Below are 26955 nucleotides of genomic sequence, written 5' to 3' on the forward strand. Positions count from 1 at the left end.
CACCATTAACATCAACCTCGCCGATCCAGCGCCATGCCCCGTTGCCTCCGCGACTATTGCCGCCAAAATCGCGGATATTGCTCATCGCATCCTGATAAGCGGACGGATCATTCGGATCGAAGTTGACCTCGATGCCTTCGCCCCGACGAAGTCGGACAGTTTCATCGTCAAACTGGGCAAATTCGATCTCTTCAAGACGATCAGTCCCGTCAGGACCGACCACTTCGAAAACTCCAAACTCGATCTGCGTGATCGTGTAATCTTCGCGATTGCCGCTGAAGATTGCATAGTCTGTTTGTGTGCCGCCATTGAGGAAATCATTCCCCGCACCGCCAATCAAGCGGTCGATCTGGGCGCCTCCAAACAAGGAGTCTTCGCCGCCGAAGCCTTCAAGGCGATCTGAGCCGTTGCCGCCCTCAAGGCTGTCATCCTGATCTTGACCGACCAAACGGTCATTGCCGGCGCCGCCGTTCAAGCTATTGAACTCTGCTCCGCCAAGAATAACGTCGTTCCCGATATTGCCGAACGCAATAACCTGGGTGTCGGTCACACCACTGAAATCAACGGTGTTCCCTTCAGCACTAAGGAAAGTGAAAACCGGCGCGATTGAAAGCGCAAGCGCGCCACCGTCAGCAATGCGCAGCTCTCGCGCGTTCAAGCCGTCAAGCGACTGGATTTGTGCGATGGTCATCCTGACCGCGCCATTGGTTTCGAGAAACTCGATATCAGTTGGCAAAGCAAACTGGGTTAGATCTACGAGATCGTCGCTCGAGCTGCCGATTACTAATGTGTCGATGCCATCGCCGCCGTTTATGCTGTCAGTCGCATCAAAAGACTCGATCTCGATCCTGTCATTTCCAGCGCCGCCACCTACGGTGTCACTGCCCACACCATTGATACTGACAGTGTCATCACCGCCACCAGCAATGATCACGTTGTCGCCGTCTCCGAACAGAACAAAGAAGTCGTCGAAGCCGCTACCGGTGAAATTGTTGTTTCCCCCTGATGAAACGATGCCCGTCGAAATGTTACCTGCTACAACTGTGTCATTGCCTAGGCGAACATCAATTCCGACCTGAATATTGGTCTGGTTCGGATCGGGATTGGCGATACCGCTATTCGGCCCGACGATATTGTCATCGCCGTCGCCACTGACAATGGAAAGGACGTGGACACCGGCACCTGAAAGGTCGGCAGTATTGCCACCGTTTCCAAGCGACAGTTGTCCGACTTCAAATCCACCGGTTGGTGTGAAGTTTGCAGCTCCAGTGATCCGTAAACGGCTAGCCGAAATAAACTCGAATGCAGCAAATTCAGCGGCAGTCCCAACCAACTCTGTATTTCCAGAAAATTCCAGCCGCTCGATACTGACGAAGGGCAAGTCAGTGCCAATGTCATACTCGACGATCTCGTTGCCCTGGTTGGAGCCGATGACACGCACCGTGTCGGTCCCGGCGCCTCCGTCGATCAGAACATCTAGCGAAGGGTCTTCGCTCGGATTGAGGCCAGGTTCGCTGTCAAAGCTGAAGATGAAAAGATCATCGCCATCGCCGCCATTGAGCGTGTCGCTACCAGCGCCACCAAGGATCGTGTCATCACCGCCTAGCGCGTTGATCGTATCGTCGCCATCGAAGCCGCTTATGGTCTCGGCAAGATCTGTCCCGTCAAGCGTATCAGGATCCGGAGTACCTTCAATTGGAGGGCCAAACTGGTTTTCGCCGCTAGGCAGGATGCCCCCGAAGTTGTGCGCAGTGAACTCTTCAGGAGCGACATTCGGGAAAAACAGCGAATAGGCGTAGAACCCGTCAGCAAATGGCGCGAACCTGATGACGGAACCGTCACCATCTGCCTCGAGGACAAAATGGCCCGTTCCGAACGGATTGGCTAAGCCGTCGTAGTTAAACAGTAATTCCTGAACAGCGCTGAAATCGATGACTTCACCGTTATCACCCGCGACAAAGTCGTATATCGTTGCGCTTCCAACCTCGATGTCCGCGAGATTGGACAGGACGATTGTGTCGATGCCTGTCCCGAGCGTGATGTTCAGGTTCTGGCCTTGAAGAGACAAATTGAGCGTGTCGTTGTCGGCTCCAAGGTCAATTGACCCATCGGCACCGCTAGCAAAGTAGGTGACGATGTCATTGCCAGTACCACCGATGACGGTGGGGTTTGTGCCGAGCGGTGCTCCTGGATCTACGGGATCGGAGCCAAAAAACTCAACACGAATATCGTCATTGCCGGCCCCACCATCAGCTAGATCATCTTCGCCGAAAGACAAAATGCGGTCGTCGCCATTGCCTCCGCGTAAAATGTTTGTACCACTGTCGCCGGAAAGAAGGTCATCGCCTTCGCCGCCATCAATGGTGTCGTCACCGGCTTCGCCGAACAGACGATCATCGCCGTCACCACCATCAATCGTGTCATTGCCTTCGCCGCCAAAGACTTCGTCATTGCCGCCGAGTGCCTGAATATCATCATCGTTCTCGGTGCCGTTGATGACTTCAGGTTCATCTGTGCCAGTGATTACATTCATGACCCGCCCCCCCGATTGCTCAACCCACGCGCGACCCCATTGCGCAACTGGATTCTCGAATAGTCGAATAAGTAGAGTTACTTGGGCGTCCTGTCATCCATTTTCGCGTCTGGTGATTGGTTTGTTTCAGCGCATGTCAGATTGCGGCACGAAAATTGCGCACGCATGCAGAGCTCCTTGGGGTTGGCGGCCGACATTCAAGAGTGCACAGCCCTCTTTGCCTTTTTGAGATTGTCTGCCAAAAATGGCGCCTATGGCATCGACAACCGAACTCACCACAATCCCGCAACCTCCCGGCCAGCCGATTATCGGCAACGCACTTACCGTTGATGCCAATCGGCAAATTCAGTCGCTGATGGAATTAGCGGATGAGTATGGACCGATTTTTCAGCTCGACATGATGGGCACGCCCCTCATCGTAGTATCCGGTGCAGATCTCGTGGCCGAGGTCTGCGACGAAAAACGCTTCGACAAGACAGTTCGCGGGCCATTGAAACGCCTTCGCCTGATCGGCGGCGACGGCCTGTTCACAGGCGATACCGACGATCCTAACTGGTCGAAAGCGCACAATATTTTGCTGCCATCCTTCAGCCAGAAAGCGATGGGCAGCTACCTGCCAATGATGATCGACATCGCGAGCCAGCTGATGCTCAAATGGGAGCGGCTGAATTCCGATGATGTGATTGATGTGCCCAAAGACATGATCCGTCTGACGCTGGATACGATCGGCGTGTGCGGTTTCGGTTACCGCTTCAATTCCTTTTATCGTGAGGATTTTCATCCCTTTATAGCCGCTTTGACCCGCACTCTTGAGACCACTCTCACCATGCGCGGGCTGCCTGGCGAGAAGCTGATGAAGCGCCAGCAGATCGAGCAATTGGGCCGGGATGCGGCCTATATGAACAATCTCGTCGACGAGATCATTCGAGAACGGCGGCAGACCGGCGGAGATGGACCGGAAGATCTGCTAGACTTCATGCTGTCCGGGCGAGATCCTTTGACTGGCGAGCGGCTTTCGGATGAGAACATCCGCTATCAGATAAACACGTTCCTGATTGCAGGTCACGAAACCACCTCCGGCCTGCTTTCCTTCACGCTCTATTTCCTGCTCAAAAATCGCGAGGTGTTGCAGCGGGCGTACGCAGAAGTGGACGAAGTGCTGGGGCGCAATATCGACCGTGTGCCAACGCTCTCGGACATTGGCAAGCTGAGCTATGTCCGTGCAATCCTGCTCGAGGCCTTGCGGCTGTGGCCGACCGCGCCCGCATTCGGGCTCGCTCCGTTCAAGGACGAAGTTCTGGACGGCAAGTACCTCATTCCCAAGGGGACCTTTACGACCGTATTGATCCCCTCGCTTCACCGCGACACGAGCGTCTGGGGTAACAATCCCGAGGCTTTCAATCCCGACAATTTCAGCGCTGAGGCTGAGGCCAAGCGCAATCCGGCCGCTTACAAGCCTTTCGGTAATGGTCAGCGCGCATGCATTGGCCGCCAGTTTGCGATGCAGGAAGCGATCCTTGTCCTTGGCATGATCCTGCAACGCTTCGATCTGTTCGACCCCAATGGGTACGAGCTCGACATCAAGGAAACGCTGTCGATCAAGCCGGATGAGTTCTTCATCAAATCGCGGCTGCGCGAAGATGTTGAACGGGGCGGGGCGGAGACTGCCGAAGAAACTACATCAAGAGCCCCCGTCGCTGCGACCCCAGTCCCATCGCACGGCACGCCTCTGCTTGTGCTGTACGGTTCCAATCTGGGCTCGAGCGAGAGCTTTGCTCGCGAACTCGCGCAGAGATCGGAATTCAGCGGCTTCGACGTGACGATGGCATCGCTTGATGCATATGCCGGCAAGCTGCCGACGCAAGGCGCGGTCGCCATCGGCTGCGCATCCTACAACGGCATGCCGCCGGATAATGCCGCGAAGTTTGTCGACTGGCTGGAAGAGACCGAAGAAACACTTGAAGGCGTATCATATTGTGTTCTCGGCTGCGGCAATTCGGACTGGGCGGCGACTTTCCAGGAAGTGCCGCGCAAGATCGACGCGCGACTGGAAGCTTTAGGCGCCAAGCGGATTGTGGCGACCGAGGAGCTCGATGCGCGCGGCGATGTCGACACGCAGTTTCATGATTGGCTTGATGCTGCCGTGCCTGAGGTCGCCAAAGCCTTTGGCGTTGATCTCGACATGGCGGCAGAGACCGTCAGCGAGCCGCTTTACACCGTCGAAGTCACGAACAGCGTCACAGCGGACCCTGTGGCCGACCGTGTCGGCGCGCAGCCAGTCGAAATGCTTCGCAATGTCGAGCTGAAAGATACCAGCATCCCTGATGCGCGCTCGACGCGTCATATCGAAGTGAAACTTGCGGACGGGATGGACTACGAACCGGGCGACCATCTGTGCGTCGTCCCGGTCAATGATGATGCGATTGTTGACCGGTTGCTGCGACGCTTTGGGTTGGATCGCGATACCTATGTCCGCGTGGAATCACGAAGTGATATGCGCGGCCCGTTCCCAAGCGGGAGTACCTTCTCCGTACTCAATCTCGCGCGCAATGCAGGGGAGCTGCAAGCGGTCGCGACCCGCAAGGATGTCGCAACGCTCGCGCGTCATGCGGAGTGCCCCAATTCACGCGCAACGCTCGAAGCATTGGCAAAGCCAGCCGATGATGGCGAGGACCTGTATGGAATCGAGGTTCTGGCCAAACGCAAATCGGTGCTTGATCTGCTGGAAGAATTCCCGGCTTGCGAATTGCCGCTGGCGGTCTTCCTTGAGCTCATCCCTTTCATGAGCCCGCGCTATTATTCGATCTCATCCTCGCCAGAGACGGTGCCGGGTCAATGTTCCATCACTGTCGGTGTGGTGAAAGGACCAGCGCTGTCCGGCAAAGGCGAGTTCAAAGGGACTTGCTCCAACTATCTGGCGGAGCTGGAGCCGGGCGCGGAATTCAAGGCTGTCGTGCGCAAGCCAACCGCGAACTTCCGCCTTCCTGACGATCCCGCAACTCCTATCATCATGGTCGGCCCCGGAACAGGCATCGCGCCGTTCCGCGGTTTCCTCCAGCAACGCGCTATCCTGAAAGAGCAAGGCAAAGACCTTGGCGATGCCATGCTGTTCTTCGGTTGCCGCCACCGCGACCACGATTTCCTCTATCGCGAAGAGCTGGAGCGATATGATCGCGACGGCCTCGTGGACTTGCGCACCGCCTTTTCGCGCGAGGAAACAGGTCGCACCTATGTGCAAGACCTGATCGCGCAGCAAGCGGACAAGGTTTGGAGCTTGATCGAGCAAGGCGCACACATCTACATCTGCGGCGATGGCGCACGGATGGAGCCTGACGTGCGGCGTGCGCTGACTGCGATTTGCGCGGACAAGCGCGGCTGCAGCGCGGACGAAGCTGCAGAGTGGATCGACCAGATGATGGAGCAGGAACGCTATCTGCTCGATGTCTGGGTCGGCTAGACCTGCTTACGCCGTTCAGGCAAATCGTTTTGCAATCGGCAGTTCGCGCAAGCGTTCGCCCGTCGCGGCGAAGATCGCATTGGCAAGCGCAGGAGCCGCCGGTGGCACTCCGGGTTCGCCAGCTCCGCCAACCGGCACGGGACCGCTGTTGATGAAATCGACAGTGATGCTCGGCACTTCGTTCATGCGCATCATGCGGTAGTCATGAAAATTGCTTTGCTGGACAGCACCATCGACCAGGTCGAGCTCGCCATAGAGCGCGGCTGTCAGCGCAAAGACTATCCCGCCCTCGATCTGGTTGCGGAAGCCATCGGGGTTCATGACATAGCCCGCATCGCACACTGCCCAGATGTTGTTGAGTTTGGGCGCGCCAGAGCTCATGTCGACTTCAATGACTTGCGCAACGATAGTTCCGAAGCTTTCGACGATTGCGACGCCTTTGCCGGTGGCTTCTTCGCGCTCATCGTTCCAGTTGGAAAGCTCTGCCACGCGCTGCAAGACAGCGGCATGACGCGATGCTTCTGAAAGCATGCTCAAGCGATAGGCAACCGGGTCCTGGCCTGCAGCCTCAGCTGCTTCATCGATAAAGCTCTCAATGAAAAAGCCATGTTGCGAATGGTCGACAGACCGCCATGCTGCAGTGCCTAGCAACAGCTCTGCTTCAGCCTGACGCACAAGCGTGTTGGGGATCGAGTAGATCCCGGGAACGCTGGCTTCTGCGGGATCGAGGCGCTGCGTGAAGACATTGTTATAGCTGACGAGCTTGCCGTTCTCGTCTAGTCCGCCTGTGAAGCGGCTGATGTCAGCGGGGCGATAATTGGACTTCTGCGTGTCTTCTTCGCGCGACCAGATCATCTTGACCGGTTGGCCGATCTCTTTCGCGATCCGCGCTGCCATCGTGACATAGTCATTCTCCAGCCGCCGCCCGAACGCGCCGCCCAGATAGGGGTGATGGATGGTCACATCATCCTTGCTGATACCGAGCGCGTCTGCGGCTGCACTGCGCGCCATCAGCGGGACTTGCGTACTGGTCCAGATGTCGCATTTGGTGTCGCCGTTTTCATCGCGCACCCACGCCGTGCAATTGATCGGCTCCATCGGAGCATGGGCGAGATAGGGCACGCGGTATTCGGCTTCGAGCTTGGTTTCAGCGCTGTTGAACGCTGCGATGGCATCGCCTTTCTCAGCGGCAGTGTCGCCGCCTTCAAGGCCCGCTTCATCAAGCGCCGACGTGATGACAGCAAATTGGTCAGCCGAGCTTTTGATCGCACTTTCCGGTTCGCTGAAATCAACTCTAACTGCATTCAGCCCTTGCTGGGCATGCCAATAGCCGTCTGCGACCACAGCGACGAAATCGCCCATATCGAGGACTTGACTTACACCGGTCATACTCTCGGCCGCCGCGCCATCGACGCTTGTGGTTGTCGTGCCGGGGGCAGGGGAGCGACGCACCGCAGCATAAACGAGATCGAGCCCTTCAGGAGCAGCATCGATCCCGAATTGCGCTGTGCCGTTGACCTTCGGCGGGATGTCTGTGCGGGGCGTACTCTTGCCCATCAGTCTGTATTCGCTCGGGTCCTTGAGCTTAGGCGACTGGTCCATCGGCTGGTCCGCTGCCGCGGCTGCAAACTCGGCATAGGGCGCTTGCTTGCCCGAGCCTTCGTGGATCAGCATGGAATTGCGCGTCACGATCTCGCTTGCCGGAACGCCCCAGGCGTCTGCCGCCGCTCCGACCAGCATCTTGCGCGCAGCTGCGCCTGCGACCCGCATCTGGTACTGTCCGGTCGAACGGATCGAGGATGAGCCCCCAGTGATCATCACGTCACCCAAGCGACTGATCTGTTTAAACAACCCATCCCAGGTCGGCTCAAGCCAATCGGCGGCATTCATTGTGAACGGGGCCAGAAAAATGCGCGCTGTGTCATTGACGACATAGCTGCCATCGGTGGGTGCCTGCATGACGCGCACCAAGTTCCAGTCGGCGTCAAGCTCGTCTGCGAGCATCTGTGCGAGCACAGAGTGCACGCCTTGGCCCATCTCGCAATGTGGGACGATGGCCGTAACGATATTGTCCGCGTCGATCTTGACCCAGCTGTTGACGAGTTCCTCGCCAGCACCGCCAGCCACCAGAGGCTTGAGCTTGTCAACCGGATTGCCGGAACGAACGCCTACCCCGATGAGGAGTGCGCCGCCGGCAAGTACGCCGGCTCCAATAAAGCCGCGCCGTGTCCACTTGGCTGCGCGGGAGCGCTCTGGCTTGCTAATCTTCAAGGTGCTCATGCTGCGTCTCCCTCAGCTTGGGAGACTTCCATCCCGGCTGCCACTTTAATCGCGCGGCGAATGCGGGTGTATGTCCCGCAACGGCAGATATTGCCGGACATGGCATTGTCGATGTCTTCGTCGGTAGGGCGGGGGTTGTCGCGCAGTAGTGCGGTGGCCGCCATGATCTGCCCGGACTGGCAATAGCCGCATTGGGGCACTTGCTCGCTGATCCATGCCTTCTGAACAGCGCTAAGCTCCCCATCAGGTCCGGCTATCCCTTCAATCGTCGTGATCGAGCGGCCTTCCGCAGCGGAGATCGGGGTCGAGCACGAACGCACCGGCTGACCATCCAGATGGACCGTGCAAGCGCCGCATTGCGCGATCCCGCAGCCGAACTTTGTCCCGCTCTTGCCAAGGGTCTCGCGAACAACCCAAAGGATCGGCATGTTGGGATCAACGTCCGCTGTCAGCGGCTCTCCGTTCAGAGTGAATTTTGCCATGATTGTCCTTCGATTGGTCTGTGCAGCCGTGTGAGTTGCTGCGTGCAATCTATCTCAGAGAAGCCGACAAAGGAAGGGACAGGGTTTGGCATCCGGCGGCCATACTTGCGTGGCAAATAAAGACTGGCCATAGTCACGACCGGGATCAGGCGCTGCGCGCGCTGAATTGGGAGAGAAATGTCATGCGTTTTCCGCTTGGTGTCGGGCTATTGGTTGCACCATTGTTGGTGCTTTCTGGCTGTAAAAATGAAAGCGCTAAGGACGATATGCCGCTCGGCGATCCGGGCTATGAAGAAGAGCTGCAAGCGCAATTGCTTGATGCAAAGCCCGGCGATGTCATCACCATCCCGGAAGGCAAGTTTCCCTTCACGCGCAGCCTTAGCCTGACAGTCGACGGCGTCACCATTCGCGGGGCTGGAATGGACAAGTCGATCCTGTCTTTCGCGGGGCAGGTCGCAGGCGCAGAGGGTCTGCTCGTTACCGCAAACGACTTCACGATTGAAAACCTCGCGATCGAAGACACTGTTGGAGACGCCCTCAAGATCAGTGAAGGCACCAACATCATCATTCGCGGCGTTCGCACCGAATGGACCGATGGCTACAAGACGGAGAACGGTGCTTACGGCATTTATCCGGTTCAAACGACCAATGTCCTGATGGAAGACAATGTCGCGATTGGCGCGTCCGATGCCGGCATTTATGTCGGGCAGTCCGCCAATGTGATCGTGCGCCGCAATCGTGCTGAGTACAATGTCGCAGGGATCGAGATCGAAAACACAATCGATGCAGATGTTTACGATAATGTCGCTACCAACAATACAGGTGGCATTCTCGTCTTCAACATGCCGAACTTGCCGCAACTGGGCGAGCGCACACGCGTCTTCAACAACACAGTCATCGGCAACAACACGGAGAATTTCGGCCATGAGGGAACGCCGGTGGCAAGCGTTCCCGCAGGGTCCGGCATCGTCATCACGTCGAATGACAAGGTCGAGGTGTTCGACAACGAGATCAAAGACAATCAGACGGCTAATATCATCGTCTCTAGCGTCTATTCGACCAATTATTCAGGCATGAGCGCACAGCCGAACTACGATCCGTATCCGGAAGGCATCTACATTTACGGCAATGATTTGTCTGGTGGCGGAGATTCCCCTGATGGCCTGGATCTGAAAACGCTGAAGACTGTGATGTTCGGCATCAATGGGGCGTTCCCTGATGTCTTGTGGGATGGGTATTTCAACAAGGACAAGCTTGTCGATGGGGCGCTGCCTGTCGAGGAACGCATTTGCATCGACAACGGCGATGCCGGAATCCTGAACGTGGACGGCCCCAATGACTATTCCGACCCTTCAACTGACGACACTGCGCACAAATGCACGCTGCCGAAGCTTCCTGCGGTCGAGTTAGCTCTGGCGGAAGAATGAGATCATCCACTTTCCTGATTGCGGCTGGCGTGACAGTCGCCTTGGCTTTGCTCGGTTCTTGCAGCGATGATGCGGGGCAAGGACCTGAGCTTGCCGCATCAACAACGCCTGTGTTCCATGCAGAAGGTATGCCTGAGCGGCTGAGCGAATGGAATTTGGTGCGTATTGAAGAAGGCGAGCTTGCGCTCAATGACCGCGTTACGCCCTACGATCTCAACTCGGCGCTCTTCACGGATTACGCGCATAAACTGCGCACTGTGTGGCTGCCAGAAGACCGGGCGGCAAAATATGATGTACAGAACGTGTTCGACTTTCCCGTTGGCACTGTCATTTCCAAGACGTTTTACTACCCCAGGGCCGAAGGGGCAGCATTGTCGCTACAACAGGATCAAACTGCGCAACGGCTGACTGCGGGCTTTGCAATGGCAGATGTCCAGCTGATTGAGACCCGCCTGCTCGTCCATCGAGAGGAGGGGTGGGTTGCGCTTCCCTATGTCTGGAATGCCGATCAGAGCGATGCAGTCCTCAAACGTACCGGAGACGCTCAGCGACTGTCGCTCGTCAATGCTGGAGGTGAGGCCGAAGACTTCACTTACATCGTGCCCAATGCAAACCAATGTGCCGGCTGCCACGCCACCAATGCAACAACCCGTGCGATTGAGCCTATTGGTCCAAAAGCGCGCCATCTAAACAAGACTTTTGCCTACTCGGATGGAGAGCTGAACCAGCTTTCTGCGTGGACACAGGCTGGCTTGCTGAGCGGTCTCGATGCGCCTGACACGGCGCCACGAAACGCTGTTTGGGATGATGCGACAGCATCGCTGGAAGCGCGCGCTCGGGCCTATCTCGATATCAATTGCGCGCATTGTCATAACCGTGTGGGGCCCGCCGATACGTCAGGCCTTCTGCTTGAACATGATGCGCCGATTGGACCCTCGCTCGGCCTTTGCAAGCCGCCGATTGCAGCCGGAAAGGGCACAGGTGGCCGGGTGTTTGGTATAGTGCCCGGAATGCCTGATCAGTCGATTTTCACCTATCGCATGACCTCTACCGATCCGTCGATCATGATGCCGGAACTGGGCCGCTCCATTGCGCATGATGAAGGCGCGGAGTTGATCGCTGACTGGATCGCGCAGATGGGCGGCGACTGCAGTTGATTGGGCTGATCAAGCCGAAAGCGAATCACCGCAAATGAAGGCGGCTGGTCCGCCGCCAGGTCGAGCGGTCGGTAACACTTGCGCAAAAATTAATTTTCGCTCCGGCCCCGCATTTTGAGCGCGTTTACTTCGCGTTAGGGATTGTTAAGCCGAGTAGGCGCGGCATTGCGGAAAAATTGCACAAAACCGCCAATTCCCGCCACATAGCTGAGATTCTTACTAAATTAACTATTCTGCTGAACCTCGTTTGAGGAGGAGCGCGGGTAGAACACGTCCCATGAGATCGAAGGCCAACAGGCTTTCAACGATGATTTGGGAATGATGTTATGAAGACGCACTTGGCAATCCGGACTGCTGCACTGGCAATCGCTGTTTCGACCAGCGGTGCTGCCTATGCGCAGGAAGATACGAGCGTGAATGCTGTGAATGCTCCGGCCTTGCACGAAGTTGAAGTAGTTGTAGCGGCCCCGGCCGATCAACCAGCGGAAACCGGCGTTCTGGGCACTTCATTCACTCTTGACGCGCCGGCACAGGTCGACCCGCTGAAGGTTCTGGGTTCCAAAGAAGCGCAGGACTTGGCTGCGGGCGGCATTTCTACGTCAGGCGTTGTTACCACGCGTGAAGTCGACCTACGTTATGGCCACATCAATCCATTCTATCGCGACATCAATGCGTTCTGGGGTCACATCAACCCCTTCTACGGTCACATCAATCCGTTCTATGGGCACATCAATCCGTTCTACCGCGATATCAATCCGTTCTACGGAGACATCATCGCGTTCTGGGGCCACATCAACCCATTCTATCGCGACATCATTGCCTTTGATTCAGCGCGTCTGACGCAACTGGGTGATTTCTGGCACACGACTGCCGATCAAGTGACAGCTGCTGACACTGTCTGGTCCCAATTGCGTTACTCAAGCAATGGCAGCTCGTACAATCTTGTCTATGATGGCACGCCCAACAAGGTCCTGAATGAGCTGGAAAAGCTCATTGCGCTGGCAGAGACCCAATTTGGCGCGGCTTATGAGAAAGAAACTGGCAAGTCTTTCCGCGGTGATTTCGTCGTAGAATTCTTCGCACGTCACGGCGTCAATCTGAACGACAAGGTTTCGCTTGCCGGCATGACTGACGCTGATCGTGCGGCTCTGTTCCTCGATTGGCATGACAGCCTGATGCAATATTCCGGTATCGACCAGGTCGATCACTGGATGTCAGCTGTGAACTGGACGCCTGCAGTCACGCATATCCAGAATGCTGCTGGCCAAACAATCGTTGGCATCATCGACTCTGATCTGGGTGATGTGAATGCGAACGTAGTCTATAATGGCCGTAATGGAGCCAACCTCGACGGTCATGGCGCGGGCGTAATCAGCCTGATCAATGCGCCGCATGATGGCGAAGGTGTAATGGGTATTGCTCCCAATGCGCTCGTCACAGCTTACAACCCGTTTGCTGCCGATGGCACTGCAAGCTGGGACGACGTTGCGGCCGGCATCATTGCGCTGGAATCTTACGGAAATACTGAGTTGGGCGCAGTTGTTGGCCAGTATAACCGGGCAAGCGTGATTAACATGTCGCTCGGCGAGGCTGGCTGGGTTGCCTCACAAGGTCTCGCTGACGTTCTCGCGCGCCCGGAGATCCGCAACTTTGCAGGCGACACTGTTTATGTGATCGCCGCTGGTAATGACGGTATTGCTCAGGCGACCGATATTGACTGGGCTTATCGCACAGATTCAAGCGGACAGCGCGTAAGCGCAAACTCGGTCATCTTCGTTGGTTCGATCGATCCGACTGGTGAGATTTCAAGCTTCTCGAACACACCGGGTAGCGCATGTTTGCTCGACAATGGCGTATGCCGCTCTGGCAACGAACTAATGAACCACTTCATCGTGGCACCTGGTGAGTTGTTGCTGGTGTCTGATGGACAGGGCGGTGTCGTTCGCCGTTCGGGTACATCGTTTGCTGCTCCGCTGGTGTCAGGTGCTATCTCGCTGATGCATGACTTCTGGCCGTGGCTGGAGCATCATCCGGAAGAGACAGCGGAGATCATTTTCCGGTCGGCTCGCGATCTTGGTGCGCCTGGCGTTGATCCGGTTTATGGCTGGGGTCTGCTGGATGTCACGGCGGCGCAATCGCCGCTCGACTTTAACAACCTCTACATCAGGCTCCACGAGCGTTCGACCTCTGGCACGCACAGTGTTCAGACGGTCTCGGCCAGCACCCTGATCGCTGGCGGTGTCCAGAGTTGGTGGGACGCAAATGATGTCTTCTTCACCATGTACGAAGACATTGGCGACACATGGCGCGATTTCCAGGTCCCGATGTCTGAAGCCATGTACGGAACGCGCAACGGTGCTTTGGGCGAGATGCTTTACATGCAGGACTTCATCTCTGCACGTTTCTCGCAATGGCTGAATTCTGGCGGCACTGACGGCAACGGCGATGGCGTTGCAGGCATCACGCAGCTTAGCTCGGATAACCGTGAAGTTTCAGGCGGTTGGGGGCTGCGCTACGACGCAGTCATGCCGCGCTTCACGGAAGACGGTCAGATCGACATGGTCCACACCGCAGCAACGCTGCAGGACCCAAGCGGCAAGCTCTCGCTGACGCTGGGTCATGGTCAGGGCGCGATGGCTTTGGCTGGCGGCGAGGGCTTCGGTCTCATTCACGATTATGACCGCTACACCGGCGGTGTGAACCCGGTCCTGGGATTCGCTTCGGGCGAAACTTTCATGGCGGCGAGCTATAAGCTGGGTAAGAGCACGGAAGTCAGCTTCGGCTATTCCGAGAACCGCCAGACTGCGAATGAAGTACCTGGCATCAGCGAGGCTCAGCGTTTCGCGCTGGATGAGCTTAACCCACATGCCGCTTCCGCGATGACATTGTCGCTTGAGCACAAGCTTACGCCGCGCGTTTCGCTGAACGGTCAGTGGACCCGCCTGCGCGAGGACGAAGCGCTGCTGGGTGTGCAGTCCACGCTGCCGGGCGGTCTTGATCAAGGCACGGTAACTAACGCGGTTACAGTATCGGCCCACGTCGATCTCGGCAGTGGTCTCGCGCTTGATCTGTCGACGACCGGTGCGCGGACCGATGCGAGCAATGGTCAGGTCTTTGCCACTTCACAAGGCGTTCTCTCGACTGCGGGTCAGTTCGCAGTGAGCAAGCGCGGCGTCTTGAACTCGTCCGACAAATTGCGCGTTTCGATCGCTCAGCCTTTGAGCGTGGAAGCGGGCGATATCGAGTTCACATCAGTCGAAGTGATTGACCGTGTAACGGGTGAAACGGGCGCTGTTACGCAGAGCTTTGACATCGGCACCAAGCGCCGCATTTCCGGCGAGGTCCTTTACGGAACGCAGATCGGTCAACGTACGCAGCTCGGGATCTTCGGAAACTATCTCACTGAGGGCAATCCAGGTGAGGAAGAGGCCTTTGTTGTAGGCGCGAATATCGGCTTCCGCTTCTAACGAGCGCTGAGCAAGAAATTCTCGCGAAATAAACAGGCTTTTAAGAGGTAGGACCTAACGAAGGTCCATTGCAGGGGGTAAGGTCTTCGTGAAGCGTAGCGCTCGATCATTGATAATTGGCATGTCGGCATGGATTGCAATTGCGTCCATGCCTGGCATGGCGATTGCTCAAGGCGAGCAGTTTGAAGCCGAAATCGCTAAGGCCAAGACCGCCATGATGGCCGATTCCGCCGCAGCGCTTAGACACGCGCGCGCAGCAGCGGAACATGTCGATGGCGAAGATGCAGCAGCGCAAGAAGCGCATCTCACAGCCAGTTGGTTGGAAGCTGAAGCGCTGCTGCGTTTGAACCGCGCTGACGAGGCCGCAGAAATTGCTAGTGCTGCACTCGCAGAAGCAGAGCGAACCATTCCAAACAGCAAGCTCTATGCCGATTTGCTGCGGTCATACGGTTCCATTTCTGCGACATCGAGCGACTATGGTGCGGCACTTCCGGCGTTTCTGAAAGCGCATGAGCGGTACACTGCGTTGGGTGAAAAGCGCAGCGCCGCACTTGCATTGCAGAACATCGGATCGCTTTATTCTGACGCGCGCGACTATGAGCGGGTGCTGCGCTATTATCGCGAAGCAAATGCCATTTATCCAGACGATCCCGCGCTTTCACTTTCGGCACACAACAACAAAGGCAATGCACTGCGCGATCTCGGGCGCCTTGAGGAAGCAGAAGCGGCTTTCCGTAATGCCCTGAGAGATGCAGAGCGGATGGGAAGCCCGCTGCTGGAAGCGCGGATCTACAACAACATCGCTTCAACCCAGCTGCTTCGCGGTCGCCTTTCAGCAGCCGACGAAAGCGCGCTGGAAGGTTTGGCTCTGGCCCGGGACGGAGCTCAGGAGTGGGCACCATTCCTCTATGGCGTTCGCGCTCAAGTTGCCTTCGAGCGCGGCAATCTTGCGCAGGCCGAAGCGTTTCTCAAACGTACATTCGATGGTCAGGACTTGGCTTCGACTTCACCATTTTTCCGCGACTTTCATGAGACTGCGTACAAAGTCTATCGCGGTCTCGGCAACTATCGTCTTGCAGCCGATCACCTTGAGGCATTTGGAAGGTTGGACAGTCAGGCTCGTGATCTGAGTGCGAAGGCAAACAACGCGATCCTCGCTGCACGTTTCGATGCAGCTGAACGCGAAGAGCGCATCGCGCGTCTATCGGCTGAGAAGCAGGCGAAGGATGTTGAGCTGGAAGCGCAGCAGAGCCGCGTCATCCTTTTGACGCTTGGTATCTTATTTGCGATCATGGCAGTTGCCGGCGCGCTCCTTATACTGCGGAACGTTAGTCGCAGCCGCGCTGCGATTGAAGAGGCGAACCAGAAACTCACTTATGTGACGCAGCATGACAGTCTGACCAAGCTCTTCTCACGCGATCACTTCAGTGAACTGCTGGATGCGCAGCTTGCCAGTCGCGCTGCTGGGGGTGCGGCAAGCGTACTGATGCTGATCGACTTGGATCGCTTCAAGCAAGTGAACGATGTGTACGGCCACGGCGCTGGCGATCAATTGCTCGCGCAACTGGGCGAACGGTTTGGCAGTGTCGTAGGAGAAGGCGGCGTGATGGGCCGGCTGGGCGGCGATGAATTTGCTATCATCCTGACCGATATCGACAATTCGGCGGAAGCGACGCCAATCGCGCACGAAATCATCGCTCGGGTCAGCGAGCCATTTGAAATCGACGGCTATGAAATGAACGTCGGTGCCTCGATCGGTATCGCAGTGATCGGCGAAGATGCGGACACCAATAGCGGCATGATGACTGATGCCGACCTTGCACTTTACGAAGCGAAGGCGCGAGGCCGTGGTACCGCAGTCGTCTACACATCGCACATGCGGATGAGGCTCGAAGAGAAGGCCGAATTGGAAAGCGATCTGGCAGACGCTCTGAAGAATGGCGAAATGTCCATTCACTATCAGCCGATTATCCGCGGCGAAGGGCGCGAAGTACAGTTTTACGAAGCGCTTATGCGCTGGACGCACCCGAAGCGGGGCAACATTCCGCCGGATGTTTTCATCCCGATCGCTGAAGAATCGCTGCTCATTGAGAGCCTTGGCGCGTGGATGTTGCGCAGCGCTTGCAAGGAAGCGGCGACATGGCCGGAGCATGTCAAACTCAACGTCAACATTTCAGCCTTGCAACTCTCCACCAATGCCTTTCTTGGCACGGTCGTTGAAGCGCTGGCTTCAAGTGGCCTTTCAGCAGATCGCCTCGTGCTGGAAGTCACAGAGACAATGCTGCTTGAAATGGATGAGGAGCTCGATGCGCTGCTTGCGAGCTTGAACCAGCTTGGCGTGCGGTTCGCGCTTGATGATTTCGGACGCGGCTATTCCTCGCTTGGTTATATCGAGAAGATCCGCTTCTCCATGATCAAGATCGACCGCAGCTTTGTCCAGCAGGCTGCCTTGGGCTCGCGTCGCAGCGAAGCGATCGTATCGGCCATCGTCTCGCTGGCTGGCTCGCTCGATATCGATGTGACAGCTGAAGGCATTGAAGCGGAAGACCAATTGGAAGTCTTGCAGCAGCTCGGTTGCGCATGTTTCCAGGGCTATCATATCGGCCGCCCGGAACCGCGTGATAGCGCTGCGAAAGAAGAAGCGGTGCAAGCAACTGACTTGCGTGTCGCCTGAGGCGCTTAGTTCGCAGCGCGCGAACCGTCCTTAGAACAGCTCCGGTCGCAGCACCTCAACCGGTGAAATTGTGATAATCCCTGAGTAATCCTTGAAGTAGGTGTCCGCGATCTGCTGCGCGATCTCGCGAGCATGTTCGCCATCACTCATCACGAATTCGATCCGCACTATGTCGAAATCGCGCACAATAGACGGGCGCTCATGCGTGCGGATTAAGTTATGCCCTTTGCCGCTGCCTTCAACCACGGTGTAGCCGCTAGCGCCTGTTTCATCGAGCAGCTTGAAGATCTTCGCTTGAAGCAGCCGTTCGGCAATGATTGTGACTGTTGTCGCTGGTTTTGCCATTGTCCTTAGTCCTTCTTCGCAATCAAACTTACTAGCGGAGCCGTCACAGCCCGAATACTACTTCGGCGAGAGCGACAAACAGCGGCACGCACACTGCGATTGCGATGGGCGTACCGACACTCGTCGAAGCGCCGATGAAGCTCGATGGGTTGGCCCCGGGAATGCCCGCGCGCAAGGTTGGCGGTCCTGAGATGTCCGAGTTTGAAGCTGCGATAATCGCAAGGATGATCACTCCGCCGGGACTGAAGCCAACCAGCACATGCGCGATGTAGCCCAAACCAAAGCCGATCAGGCCATGCGTAATAGGGGCGATGACCGCATAGGCCGCATACCAGTGCGCGACGCGCCGTAGCTCTGAAAGACGGGCCCAGGCTTCCATGCCCATGACTAGCATCAGCACGGACAGAAAGCCGCGAAACAGCAGGTCGTAGAAGCCTTCATGAACCTCGCGAGGCTCTGCGATGAATCCGATGGCGAGGCCAAGCAGCAGCGCTGACAGAGCTGAACTGCGCAGCGAGTCCTTGATGATTTCGCCAATTGCTACACGCTTTGCTTTCTCGCCCGATTGTTTGGCCTTCGCGAGACTTGCGAGGACGATTGCGAGGATCAATGCCGGGATATCCATGAACGGATAAAGAGCGGGCGCCCATGCTTCGAACGGGATTTCCTTCTCTTCCAGAACCACCATCGCAACCGCCAGAGTCGATGCGCTGACTGCGCCGAACAGGCCAGCCGTCGCGTAGGCATCGTCCTTGCTGACGCCCGGCAGTCGCCCGAGTGTCTGCGCGCCCAGCAAGACCGCTATCACGCCGATGAGGGCTGCAAACAATGCGGGGAGGGCCAGCTCCGTCGGATCAGCCTCTCTGATTTCCATTCCGCCATGAAGGCCAATGCTCATCAGCAGAACGAAGATGATAAAGCGGTATACCGCATCCGGAATGGCAAGCTTGCTGCCAGTTGCAGCGAGCACCATCCCTCCGATCAGGAATGCGAGCGTGGGTGATTGCAACTGCGAGACAAAGCTCGAAGCGAAATTGGCGAGAAGGTCCATGAGGGTGATGGCTCCGCGAAATCAGTGGTTCGCCGGGCCAATTAGGAGCATCATTCAATTCGGTAAAATATAATGTTTCGAATGAAATGTTCTTTGGAATCGAATGATTGAAGTGATTACTTAGGCCGCAAGCAGAGCTTCCAGTGCAGGGTGCGTAAAGCGATCCTTCAGCGTGATCACACTAAACTTTTCAACAATTCCGGGTAGTTGGCACGCCTCGACCAACTGTCCTGAAGCAAGCTCATCGCGCACGACAATAGGGGGCAGCACCGCTAGCCCTGCATCCTCGCGCGCAAGCAAGCGGAGCATCGCCATGTCATCGACTTCAGCAGCAATGGTCAGTGCATGATCCAAGCGCTCTGCGATCAAGTCGATATCATTGCGGTGGCCGCTGTCGCCGGTTGGCAGGATAAGCGGCTCGCCGGTCATCAGCTCCGCATAGTCGGTGCGACCGCGTACACGTTCTGGCGTTCCGATCAGGCTGACCGGTTGCTCGTCAAGAACGCGCGCCGTCCATCGCGTTGCGGAATCGCGCAAAGGCACTTGGTTGACCAAAACCATGTCGATCACATGTGCTTCGAGCGCTGCAAGTAACTCGGCCGTAGAGCCTGAGCGGATGACAATGCGATGCGATCCGTCAGCCAGAAGAGGGCGGAGCAATCCGAGCTGGAAGTTACGCGACAGGGTCGAAATCGCTCCGACGCGCAGCACCGGCTGACTATCCTCCAGTCCATCTTTCAAGCGTCTTTGCAGCGCTTCACCATGCGCAAAGATCGTGTCGCAATAGGCCATGGCGATTTGCCCGGCAGAGCTGAGGACCAGACCGCGTCCGCGCCGCTCGAACAGCGCATGGCCCAACTGGTGTTCGAGCTTCTTGATCTGCGCGGAAAGCGCCGACTGCGATACGTTCAAACGCTCAGCCGCGCGGGTCAGATGGCCTTCCTTTGCCACCGCCCAGAAATATCGCAAATGGTTGTAGTTCAGCATCGTAACGTTCGCTTTTTGTGATCAATATGCGAACCCCTACAACGCGTTTCTCGACTGGTCGAGCCTAGCCTCCTTGACGAATTTCACTGAGTCGCCGTTCCCATTGGAGCGCATGTGTTATGATAGTTTCCAAGTTGTCATGCTGAGGCTGCCAAGGGACAGTGGCTCTGATCTGCGACGGGTCTGATACGAGCGAATCAGGGTCGCCTGCGCGGCGGCCTTCAATGCGGCGGTCGAGCGGCTGGTTGGTCACACGGTCAACTGCGTCGAGCACCTCCATCACTGAGAAGCCGCGGCCATAACCGCAATTCATGGTGAGCGAGCGCTCGGGCTGTTCCATCAGTGCTTCGAGAGCCAACACATGCGCGTTGGCCAAGTCAGCGACATGGATATAATCTCGCACGCCAGTGCCATCAGGTGTGTCGTAATCGGTCCCGAACACGCTGACATGGCCGCGTTTGCCTAAAGCTGCTTCGACCGCAACCTTGATCAGATGCGTTGCGCCTGCGGTTGACTGGCCGCTGCGCGCCTGGGGGTCAGCGCCCGCGACATTGAAATAGCGCAGTGCGCAGTGGTTCATCGGATGGGCGGCGGAGACATCGCTGAGCATCTGCTCGGTCATCAACTTCGTCCAACCATAGGGATTGATCGGAGACTTCGGGCTGTCCTCGGAAATCGGCGAGCTTTCCGGGATGCCATAGGTTGCGGCCGTCGAGGAAAAGATAAAATGCGGCACTCCGGCTTTTACGGCAGCCTCAGCCAAGGCAGCGCTCTTCGCGGTGTTGTTGTGATAATATTTGAGCGGGTTTTCCACGCTCTCAGGCACGATGATCGAGCCTGCAAAGTGCATGATCCCGCCCACTCCATTGCCCATACCTTGCTCGGCAAAAATGCGCGCGAGCAAGTCGGCATCGGCAATGTCGCCTTGGTAGAACGGGACATCGTCTGGCACAGCAAAGCGGAAGCCTGTGGTAAGGTTATCGATTACCGCAATAGACCAGCCTGCGTCTTTCAAGGCGAGTACGGCATGGCTGCCGATATAGCCCGCGCCACCAGTGACGAGAACGGGAGGCTTGGAAGAGGTGCTCATGAACGTGATCCTCGAAGACGCTTGGAAGAAGTGGAGCTAGGCTGCGGGCGAGCTGACGCTGGCAATCGGATAGGCGCTTTCGTGAGCGGCAAGCAACCGGCTTTGCCACTCGTCGAGCCTATCATCTGCAACACAGGCCACAATGCAGCCGCCAAATCCGCCCCCGGTTAATCGCGCGCCTACCGCGCCGAAACGAACTGCATCTTCGACCAGCGTGTCAATCGGCGGAAGCGACATTTCGAACAGGTCCCGCATCGATACATGGCTTTCGTTCATGAGAGCGCCAAGCTGGGTGGCGTCGGAGCGTCCTAACGCCTCTATCGCAGCAAGGACGCGCGTGTTCTCAGTCACGCAGTGAAGCGCTCTGCGGCGAACATTGGCAGGCAACTCCGCCGCTTCAATCTCGGTTTCATCCAAATGACAGAGATCGTCGGTCTGGAAATGCTCTTTCGCAGCATCGCACTCGACCTTTCGCGCTGCATACTGACCATCAGTCAATTTGCGCGTGATGCCTGAATGGATCACTGCCATCGAATAGCCTGGAATGAGGTCGAGCAATTTCCAATCGAGCGTTTCTGTCTGGAGTGCCATTGCTTTGCCAGGGGAGGCGAGCGCGACTGCCATCTGGTCCATAATACCGCAGGGTACGCCAAGGAAGTTATTCTCGACCCGACGCGCCGCGACTGCCAGCTCGACATCGTTCGTTCCGTCTCCTCTCGCGTCACGGGCAGCCTTGAGGATTGCGACCATCAGCGCAGCCGAAGACGAGAGACCGGAGCCAGCGGGCATGGTGGAGTTGATTGCAATATCCGCGCCGCCGGAAAGCAGTCCAAGCGACTTGGCTTCAATCACCGCCCCAAGAGCAGGGTCGGCCCAATGGTCGGAAAAAGCGTCGTCCAATAACCTGGTGACTAGCCCTTCATGCTGGGCCGAACGGATCGTGACCTGTCTATCATCGCGCGGTCTCAGCTCGACTGTAATTCCGATCGCGAGCGCGGCTGGCAGCACGGTGCCGCCATTATAGTCGATATGCTCGCCGATCAGATTGACGCGCGCGGGGCAAAATGCGCGAAAACTCTCAGACATTGCGCAAAGCTTCCACTGCGCTTTCAGGCATGACATCGACGGTAAACGTCCCGGTGTGCTGCTCGACCGAGGCTAGGTATTTCACACGGCCCGGCGCGCGCAGCAGCGGGTAGAACTGGACGGTGAAATGGTAGCCCGGCGCTGCATGCGCTTCTGGGTTGGGCGCCGCATGAAATGCCATCATGGTCGCTGCCGGCCCTTCGAACATAGCGTCAAAGCGGCGTGTGATCTCACCGAGCCACTCCGCCAGCGCTTCCAGCTCACCGTCTGTGCAATCCCATGGACCCGCGCGGCGCTCCATCGGGGCAAGCCAAACTTCATAGGGGAAGCGCGCAAAGCGCGGGACAAAGGCCGCGATCCCGCCGCTTTCACCCAAGCCATAGTCCGGCGTTGCGATATTGATCTCTGCAGCAAGGTCATAGCCATCGGCGAAGGCGCTCATCGCCTGCTGCTGGACATGCGGGATGTGCTTGAAGCCGTAGATTTGCCCGTGCGGGTGGTGCAGCGTTACGCCCACTTCATCGCCGCGGTTCTCGAACGGCAGAACATAGTTGCAACCCGATGAGAAAAGCGCATCGTAGCGGTCTAGAATTGCTGAGAGAAGCAACCGGCGACGATCCTTGCCGATCGTGTGCAGACTGCCGCTCGCCTTTGGCGAATAGACAACCACTTCGCAGGCGCCCTTGGCGGGTTCACTTGCCATCCCGGCCAGCTGGGCGGTTTCGGATGCGGAGTTGTGAAAAGCGGCAAATTTGTTGTCGAATATCGCGAGCTCGAAATCCTCGAAAGGGATTTCCGTTGCAGGTCCGTCTGCTCGTGTCGGAGCAAGGGGATCGTCCGCAGCAGGCGGCTTGAACGTGCGATTCTGCCTGTGTGCTGCGTAGACATTCCACTCGCTGCGCAGGGGATGGAAGCGGACTTCACCGCCTTGCGCGATTTCGTCCGCACTTTCCGGCATAGGCGCGAGGTTGTGCTCCTCATGGCCGTAGAGATAGAGCTTCCGTCCATCGGCTTTGCGATAATCACGCCGCCAAACCGGCGCTTCACCTACTGCGCGCCTCAGCCTGTGTTGATCGCTCATGCGGCTTGCCTTCGCCGGCTGAACCAATCGCGGATCTTGGCCTTGGCGGTTTCGTCCAGATGCAATTCAAGCTTGCTTCGCCGCCACAAGACATCTTCGGCAGTGGTCACGAATTCGTGCTCAACCAGATATCGCAATTCGGCTTCGTAGAGGTCGCCGCCAAAATGCTTGCCAAGGTCCTCCAAACCGTTCGCATCGCCGAGTATCTGGCTGATGCGTGTGCCATAAGCGCGAGCCAGACGAATTGTTCCGTCGGGGCCAAACCACGGATAGCGGGTAACGCATTGGACAAAAAATTCATCAAAGCGAGCGGGATCAATATCGCCGCCCGGCAGATCAGCTTCTGCGGTCCAGCTTTCGCCGTCACCAAGGCCAAGTTTCTCCAGCGCATGCTCGGCAAGCTTGCGATAGGTTGTGATCTTGCCGCCGAAAATCGACAGGATCGGCGGGCCGTCTTCATCCAGCGCGAAGACATAGTCGCGCGTCACTGTCGAGTTGTCAGACGCATTGTCTTCGTAAAGCGGGCGCACACCGGAATAGTCTGAGACGGCTTGATCCGGCGTCACATCGACCCGCAGATACTCGTTTACGGCATCGCAAATATAAGCCCGTTCTTCATCGGAGATCGCGACAGTGTTGGGGTCTTCCTTGAACAAGACGTCGGTTGTCCCGACCAGCGTGAATTCGCGTTCATAAGGTATCGCGAAAACGATACGGTCATCCTTGTTCTGGAAGATGTAAGCGTGGCGGCCTTCATAAAGCTTCGGGAAGATCAGATGGCTGCCTTTGACCAGCCGTAAGTTCCGCTGGTTGTTTCCAGGCTTGGCAAGTCCCAGCACATCATCAACCCAAGGACCTGCCGAGTTCACTACGATGCGCGCTTTGACCCGGCGTTCGCTGCCATCAGCAGCGCGAAGCGTTGCCAGCCAAAGGTCCTTGCGACGGTCCAGCGCGACACAATTGGTCCGCGTTAGAACCGCAGCGCCGCGCTCCTTCGCGTCCATTGCGTTGAGGACTACAAGACGCGAATCCTCAACCCAACAATCGGAATACTCAAAGCCTTTTTTCAGGCGGCTTTCGAGGATTTCCGCATGAGGGTAGTCGCGCAGGTTGACTGTTCGTGTACCGGGCAGCAGTTTTCGCCCACCCAGATTGTCGTAGAGAAACAGCCCCAAACGCAGCATCCATTTGGGGCGAAGGCCTTCATCATGCGGCAAAACAAACCGCAGCGGCCAGATGATATGAGGAGCGATATTCAAGAGTCGCTCGCGCTCGATCAGGCTCTCCCGAACCAAGCGAAACTCGTAATGCTCAAGATAGCGCAGTCCACCATGTACAAGTTTGGTCGAAGCGCTGGATGTATGCTGAGCGAGATCGTCTTTCTCAACCAGCAGCACGGATTGTCCACGCCCTGCCGCGTCGCGAGCAATGCCCGCGCCGTTGATCCCGCCGCCAATGACAAGCAAGTCGTAAGTCTGATCAGAGGTCAATGCTCAGCTTTCAAATGATAGATCAGGCAAGTGTCAGGATAAACCAATGGCGCCTGAATACCATGCTCCATCAAAACCGAGCCAGAGAACACTGCTCCGTCCCCAGCCAGATTGGCCGCATCGACTATCGATTGGCCCTGAATGGCCGGAACTTGATGCGGCCAGACCAGCTTCAGTCGGTATCGCTTCGCAGGATCGAGGCCACTGAAGTATGTACGAGCGGGATGCATTTGCGGATCGACTTCAGTCTTGGCCCAGGAAAACAGTGCTTCGTCCTTGGACTTTGACACACACCCAACAAAGTTGATGATGTCTGATCGCTCCAAGCGGAAGAACTCGCCTGAATGGATAAGGTCGCGGTGCTTCTTGTAGAGCGCGACACCGGCTTTGAGCACGTCGAGATCGGTCTCGTTCTCTTCTCGAAGATCCAGCTCCATGCCCATGTGACCGAAGATCGCAGTTGCAACGCGATATTCCATCGTGAAGCGCCGACCGGTTATGTGACAACGCTTTGGTCCTACGTGCGACCCGAGGACTCTCAAGGGAAGAAAATAGCTCGCTCCGCGCTGGATGTCCTGACGCTGACGGGCATCGTTATTGTCGGAAGTCCAGACCCGATCCGTATGCTGCAGAATTCCGTAATCGGCACGCGCGCCGCCAGACGAGCAGCTTTCGATTTCCAGGTCAGGATGGGCTTGGCGGATTGCCGCAAGCAGCTTGTATACCGCTTTTGTCTGGCGATGCATCGCTGCACGACCAGCGCTCGCCGGGAAATTCGTATCCCGGTTCATGTCCCATTTGATGTAAGCGATGGAAAGTTCGGCGACCAACCCGGTGATTCTCTCGAAGAGATACTCAAAGACCTCTTGCTTGGTGAGATCGAGTGTCAGCTGACCGCGGAACGGCACCGCCTCAAGACCTTCTGCCCTTAGCACCCAATCGGGATGTTTGCTGTAGAGCTCGCTGTCCGGATTGACCATTTCCGGCTCGAACCAGAGGCCAAATTCCATGCCAAGAGAGTGCACTTTGTCGACCAGCGGTCTAAGGCCTTCAGGGTAGACGTCATCTGAAACCCACCAGTCGCCAAGACCAGAACTATCGCTGCGCCGTCCGCCAAACCAGCCATCGTCAAGCACGAAGCGCTCTGCTCCGACTGCTGCGGCTTTCTCGGCGAGCTCGTGAAGAGCACTCATATCATGATCGAAATAGACCGCTTCCCATGTATTGTAGTGCACCGGACGCGGCTTCGCGATGTGCCGCTGTTCCAGGATGTCAGTGGCCAGATGGTAGTGCAGTCGACGTGACACATCGCCGAAACCGTCGCGCGACCAGCATGCGATCATATCGGGAGTGCGATATTCCTCTCCCGGCGCGAGACGGATTTCCCCGGGGAGGGGCATCTCACCCATCTGTACAATGGTCCGACCATCGTTCTGACGATCTACTCGCCAGCGATGATTGCCGCTCCATGAGAGATGGAAAGCGGCTGCAAGTCCCTGTTCTTCTTGAGTCGCGGGTGTCCCAAGAAACAGCCCCGGAAATACATCGTGGCTTGTGCGCCCGGCCTTGTTTTCGCGAACGATGCTGCCTCTGAATGCATCGATCTCCTCGATCTGGAATTCTCCGGCCCAGCGTCCGGTAAAGCTGAGAGTGCGGGAAAGCCTGGAATCAACAGGGATGCAGAGGCTCGCGCACCATTCGACATTCAACGGTTCATCGGACGCGTTGATGAGCGTTGTAGCGCAAGTCAGAACTCCGCTGTCGCCGGTGAGCGAAAACTCGTGGCGAACCTCGATACCAGCGGTTATGTCACGACACTTTAATACCACGTGGCGTTCGTCCGCCTGCTCGACCGTAAAGGTCTTGAGATTGATGGCCCAATGCTGACCCGATCTATGCGCCAGCAGGCCAGATGGGCCAGAAACTCCGCTGCCGATCTCATTGAGCAGCGATCCCCGAACAGGGTTCGTTGGCCCGCCTGGTATGTGTTTTCGGGTCTGAAGAACCGACAGCTCATTAGGTGCCGCATTGGGAATATCAGGCCCGGCATAAAGCAACGCTGGCGCGGTGTCTGGTCCTACTTCGAGAACAACCAGTGTTCCGCTCGCGCGCAGGGTGACGAACTGATGTCCGGTCAGATCCCCGCGCGGCACGGCTGCGGTGCCCACGCTTTCATCGAAGGATAAATTCTCACCATCCGCGAGTGTGTTCTTCGCCTCGTTCTCCCCGCGAAGTGAGCCACACGATTTGACACTCTCTGTCATCCAACACGTCCATCCTGTCCCCAAGCGTGGCCATTCAGCCTTGATCGCCTACGACAAGAAACGCACTCTTTTTGCATAAGTGAA

16 protein-coding genes are annotated in these 26955 nt (G+C 57.0%); 5 read left to right on the forward strand and 11 right to left on the reverse strand.

From position 1 onward, the window contains the following. On the reverse strand, nt 1-2533 hold a 2533-nt coding region (locus HUO12_RS00005), incomplete at its 3' end, for a calcium-binding protein (RefSeq protein ID WP_408609432.1). Nucleotides 2534-2786: 253 nt separating this feature from the next. Here HUO12_RS00005 and HUO12_RS00010 point away from each other — a divergent pair. Continuing rightward, nucleotides 2787-5990 (forward strand): bifunctional cytochrome P450/NADPH--P450 reductase, encoded by a 3204-nt coding sequence (locus tag HUO12_RS00010; protein WP_176271652.1) that lies wholly within the window; start codon nt 2787-2789, stop codon nt 5988-5990. Nucleotides 5991-6005: 15 nt separating this feature from the next. Here HUO12_RS00010 and HUO12_RS00015 read toward each other — a convergent pair whose 3' ends face one another. After that, nucleotides 6006-8270 carry a xanthine dehydrogenase family protein molybdopterin-binding subunit gene (locus HUO12_RS00015; RefSeq protein WP_176271653.1) on the reverse strand — a complete coding sequence of 755 codons (2265 nt, stop codon included), beginning with the start codon at nt 8268-8270 and terminating at the stop codon, nt 6006-6008. Next, nucleotides 8267-8752, reverse strand: coding sequence for a (2Fe-2S)-binding protein (locus HUO12_RS00020; RefSeq protein WP_176271654.1), 486 nt, complete (start codon nt 8750-8752; stop codon nt 8267-8269). Before HUO12_RS00020 ends, HUO12_RS00015 begins: the two co-directional genes overlap by 4 nt. A 182-nt stretch (nt 8753-8934) precedes the next feature. Between HUO12_RS00020 and HUO12_RS00025 the strand changes: the two genes are divergently transcribed. From HUO12_RS00025 to HUO12_RS00040, 4 genes are all read left to right on the forward strand, one after another. After that, a complete protein-coding gene (locus HUO12_RS00025) occupies nt 8935-10179 on the forward strand; it encodes a parallel beta-helix domain-containing protein (protein ID WP_176271655.1) in 1245 nt (414 codons plus the stop codon). Beyond that, entirely contained in the window at nt 10176-11336 is a 1161-nt protein-coding gene (locus tag HUO12_RS00030) for an SO2930 family diheme c-type cytochrome (protein WP_176271656.1), read from the forward strand. Before HUO12_RS00025 ends, HUO12_RS00030 begins: the two co-directional genes overlap by 4 nt. Before the next feature lie 326 nt (nt 11337-11662). Then, the gene (locus HUO12_RS00035; protein ID WP_176271657.1) at nt 11663-14803 is read left to right on the forward strand and encodes a S8 family peptidase; all 3141 of its coding nucleotides are present in this window, start codon (nt 11663-11665) and stop codon (nt 14801-14803) included. Between the two features lie 121 nt (nt 14804-14924). Next, complete coding sequence (locus HUO12_RS00040; protein WP_176271658.1) at nt 14925-17477, forward strand: EAL domain-containing protein; 2553 nt, start codon at nt 14925-14927, stop codon at nt 17475-17477. A gap of 30 nt (nt 17478-17507) precedes the next feature. Here the strand turns inward: HUO12_RS00040 and HUO12_RS00045 are convergent, their stop codons facing one another. The 8 genes from HUO12_RS00045 to HUO12_RS00080 form a co-directional block, all read right to left on the reverse strand. Continuing rightward, nucleotides 17508-17822: a P-II family nitrogen regulator gene (locus tag HUO12_RS00045; protein ID WP_176271659.1), complete on the reverse strand. Its 315-nt coding sequence runs from the start codon at nt 17820-17822 to the stop codon at nt 17508-17510. A 43-nt stretch (nt 17823-17865) separates the two neighbouring features. Then, nucleotides 17866-18873 (reverse strand): sodium-dependent bicarbonate transport family permease, encoded by a 1008-nt coding sequence (locus tag HUO12_RS00050; RefSeq protein ID WP_176271660.1) that lies wholly within the window; start codon nt 18871-18873, stop codon nt 17866-17868. Between the two features lie 120 nt (nt 18874-18993). Continuing rightward, a complete protein-coding gene (locus tag HUO12_RS00055) occupies nt 18994-19860 on the reverse strand; it encodes a LysR family transcriptional regulator (protein ID WP_176271661.1) in 867 nt (288 codons plus the stop codon). A gap of 64 nt (nt 19861-19924) precedes the next feature. Then, on the reverse strand, nt 19925-20950 hold the full coding sequence (galE, locus tag HUO12_RS00060) for a UDP-glucose 4-epimerase GalE (RefSeq protein ID WP_176271662.1): 1026 nt from the start codon (nt 20948-20950) through the stop codon (nt 19925-19927). A gap of 36 nt (nt 20951-20986) precedes the next feature. Beyond that, nucleotides 20987-22036: a galactokinase gene (galK, locus tag HUO12_RS00065; RefSeq protein ID WP_176271663.1), complete on the reverse strand. Its 1050-nt coding sequence runs from the start codon at nt 22034-22036 to the stop codon at nt 20987-20989. Next, nucleotides 22029-23117 carry a galactose-1-phosphate uridylyltransferase gene (locus tag HUO12_RS00070; RefSeq protein WP_176271664.1) on the reverse strand — a complete coding sequence of 363 codons (1089 nt, stop codon included), beginning with the start codon at nt 23115-23117 and terminating at the stop codon, nt 22029-22031. Before HUO12_RS00070 ends, galK begins: the two co-directional genes overlap by 8 nt. Then, nucleotides 23114-24607: a glycerol-3-phosphate dehydrogenase gene (gene glpD / locus HUO12_RS00075; protein ID WP_176271665.1), complete on the reverse strand. Its 1494-nt coding sequence runs from the start codon at nt 24605-24607 to the stop codon at nt 23114-23116. Before glpD ends, HUO12_RS00070 begins: the two co-directional genes overlap by 4 nt. Further along, the gene (locus HUO12_RS00080) at nt 24604-26871 is read right to left on the reverse strand and encodes an alpha-galactosidase (RefSeq protein ID WP_176271666.1); all 2268 of its coding nucleotides are present in this window, start codon (nt 26869-26871) and stop codon (nt 24604-24606) included. The genes glpD and HUO12_RS00080 overlap by 4 nt, the downstream gene beginning before the upstream one ends. Nucleotides 26872-26955: the final 84 nt, after the last annotated feature.

The sequence above is a fragment of the Altererythrobacter lutimaris genome, assembly GCF_013371495.1.
In the GTDB taxonomy this organism is placed as follows: domain Bacteria; phylum Pseudomonadota; class Alphaproteobacteria; order Sphingomonadales; family Sphingomonadaceae; genus Erythrobacter; species Erythrobacter lutimaris_A.

Coding starts and splice junctions, on each gene's coding strand:
- HUO12_RS00045 (WP_176271659.1), bottom strand. CDS start 17,822: ATGGCAAAACCAGCGACAACAGTCACAATCATTGCCGAACGGCTGCTT.
- HUO12_RS00050 (WP_176271660.1), bottom strand. CDS start 18,873: ATGGACCTTCTCGCCAATTTCGCTTCGAGCTTTGTCTCGCAGTTGCAA.
- HUO12_RS00035 (WP_176271657.1), top strand. CDS start 11,663: ATGAAGACGCACTTGGCAATCCGGACTGCTGCACTGGCAATCGCTGTT.
- HUO12_RS00055 (WP_176271661.1), bottom strand. CDS start 19,860: ATGCTGAACTACAACCATTTGCGATATTTCTGGGCGGTGGCAAAGGAA.
- HUO12_RS00040 (WP_176271658.1), top strand. CDS start 14,925: ATGTCGGCATGGATTGCAATTGCGTCCATGCCTGGCATGGCGATTGCT.
- HUO12_RS00010 (WP_176271652.1), top strand. CDS start 2,787: ATGGCATCGACAACCGAACTCACCACAATCCCGCAACCTCCCGGCCAG.
- galK (WP_176271663.1), bottom strand. CDS start 22,036: ATGTCTGAGAGTTTTCGCGCATTTTGCCCCGCGCGCGTCAATCTGATC.
- galE (WP_176271662.1), bottom strand. CDS start 20,950: ATGAGCACCTCTTCCAAGCCTCCCGTTCTCGTCACTGGTGGCGCGGGC.
- HUO12_RS00020 (WP_176271654.1), bottom strand. CDS start 8,752: ATGGCAAAATTCACTCTGAACGGAGAGCCGCTGACAGCGGACGTTGAT.
- HUO12_RS00025 (WP_176271655.1), top strand. CDS start 8,935: ATGCGTTTTCCGCTTGGTGTCGGGCTATTGGTTGCACCATTGTTGGTG.
- HUO12_RS00015 (WP_176271653.1), bottom strand. CDS start 8,270: ATGAGCACCTTGAAGATTAGCAAGCCAGAGCGCTCCCGCGCAGCCAAG.
- HUO12_RS00070 (WP_176271664.1), bottom strand. CDS start 23,117: ATGAGCGATCAACACAGGCTGAGGCGCGCAGTAGGTGAAGCGCCGGTT.
- HUO12_RS00080 (WP_176271666.1), bottom strand. CDS start 26,871: ATGACAGAGAGTGTCAAATCGTGTGGCTCACTTCGCGGGGAGAACGAG.
- HUO12_RS00030 (WP_176271656.1), top strand. CDS start 10,176: ATGAGATCATCCACTTTCCTGATTGCGGCTGGCGTGACAGTCGCCTTG.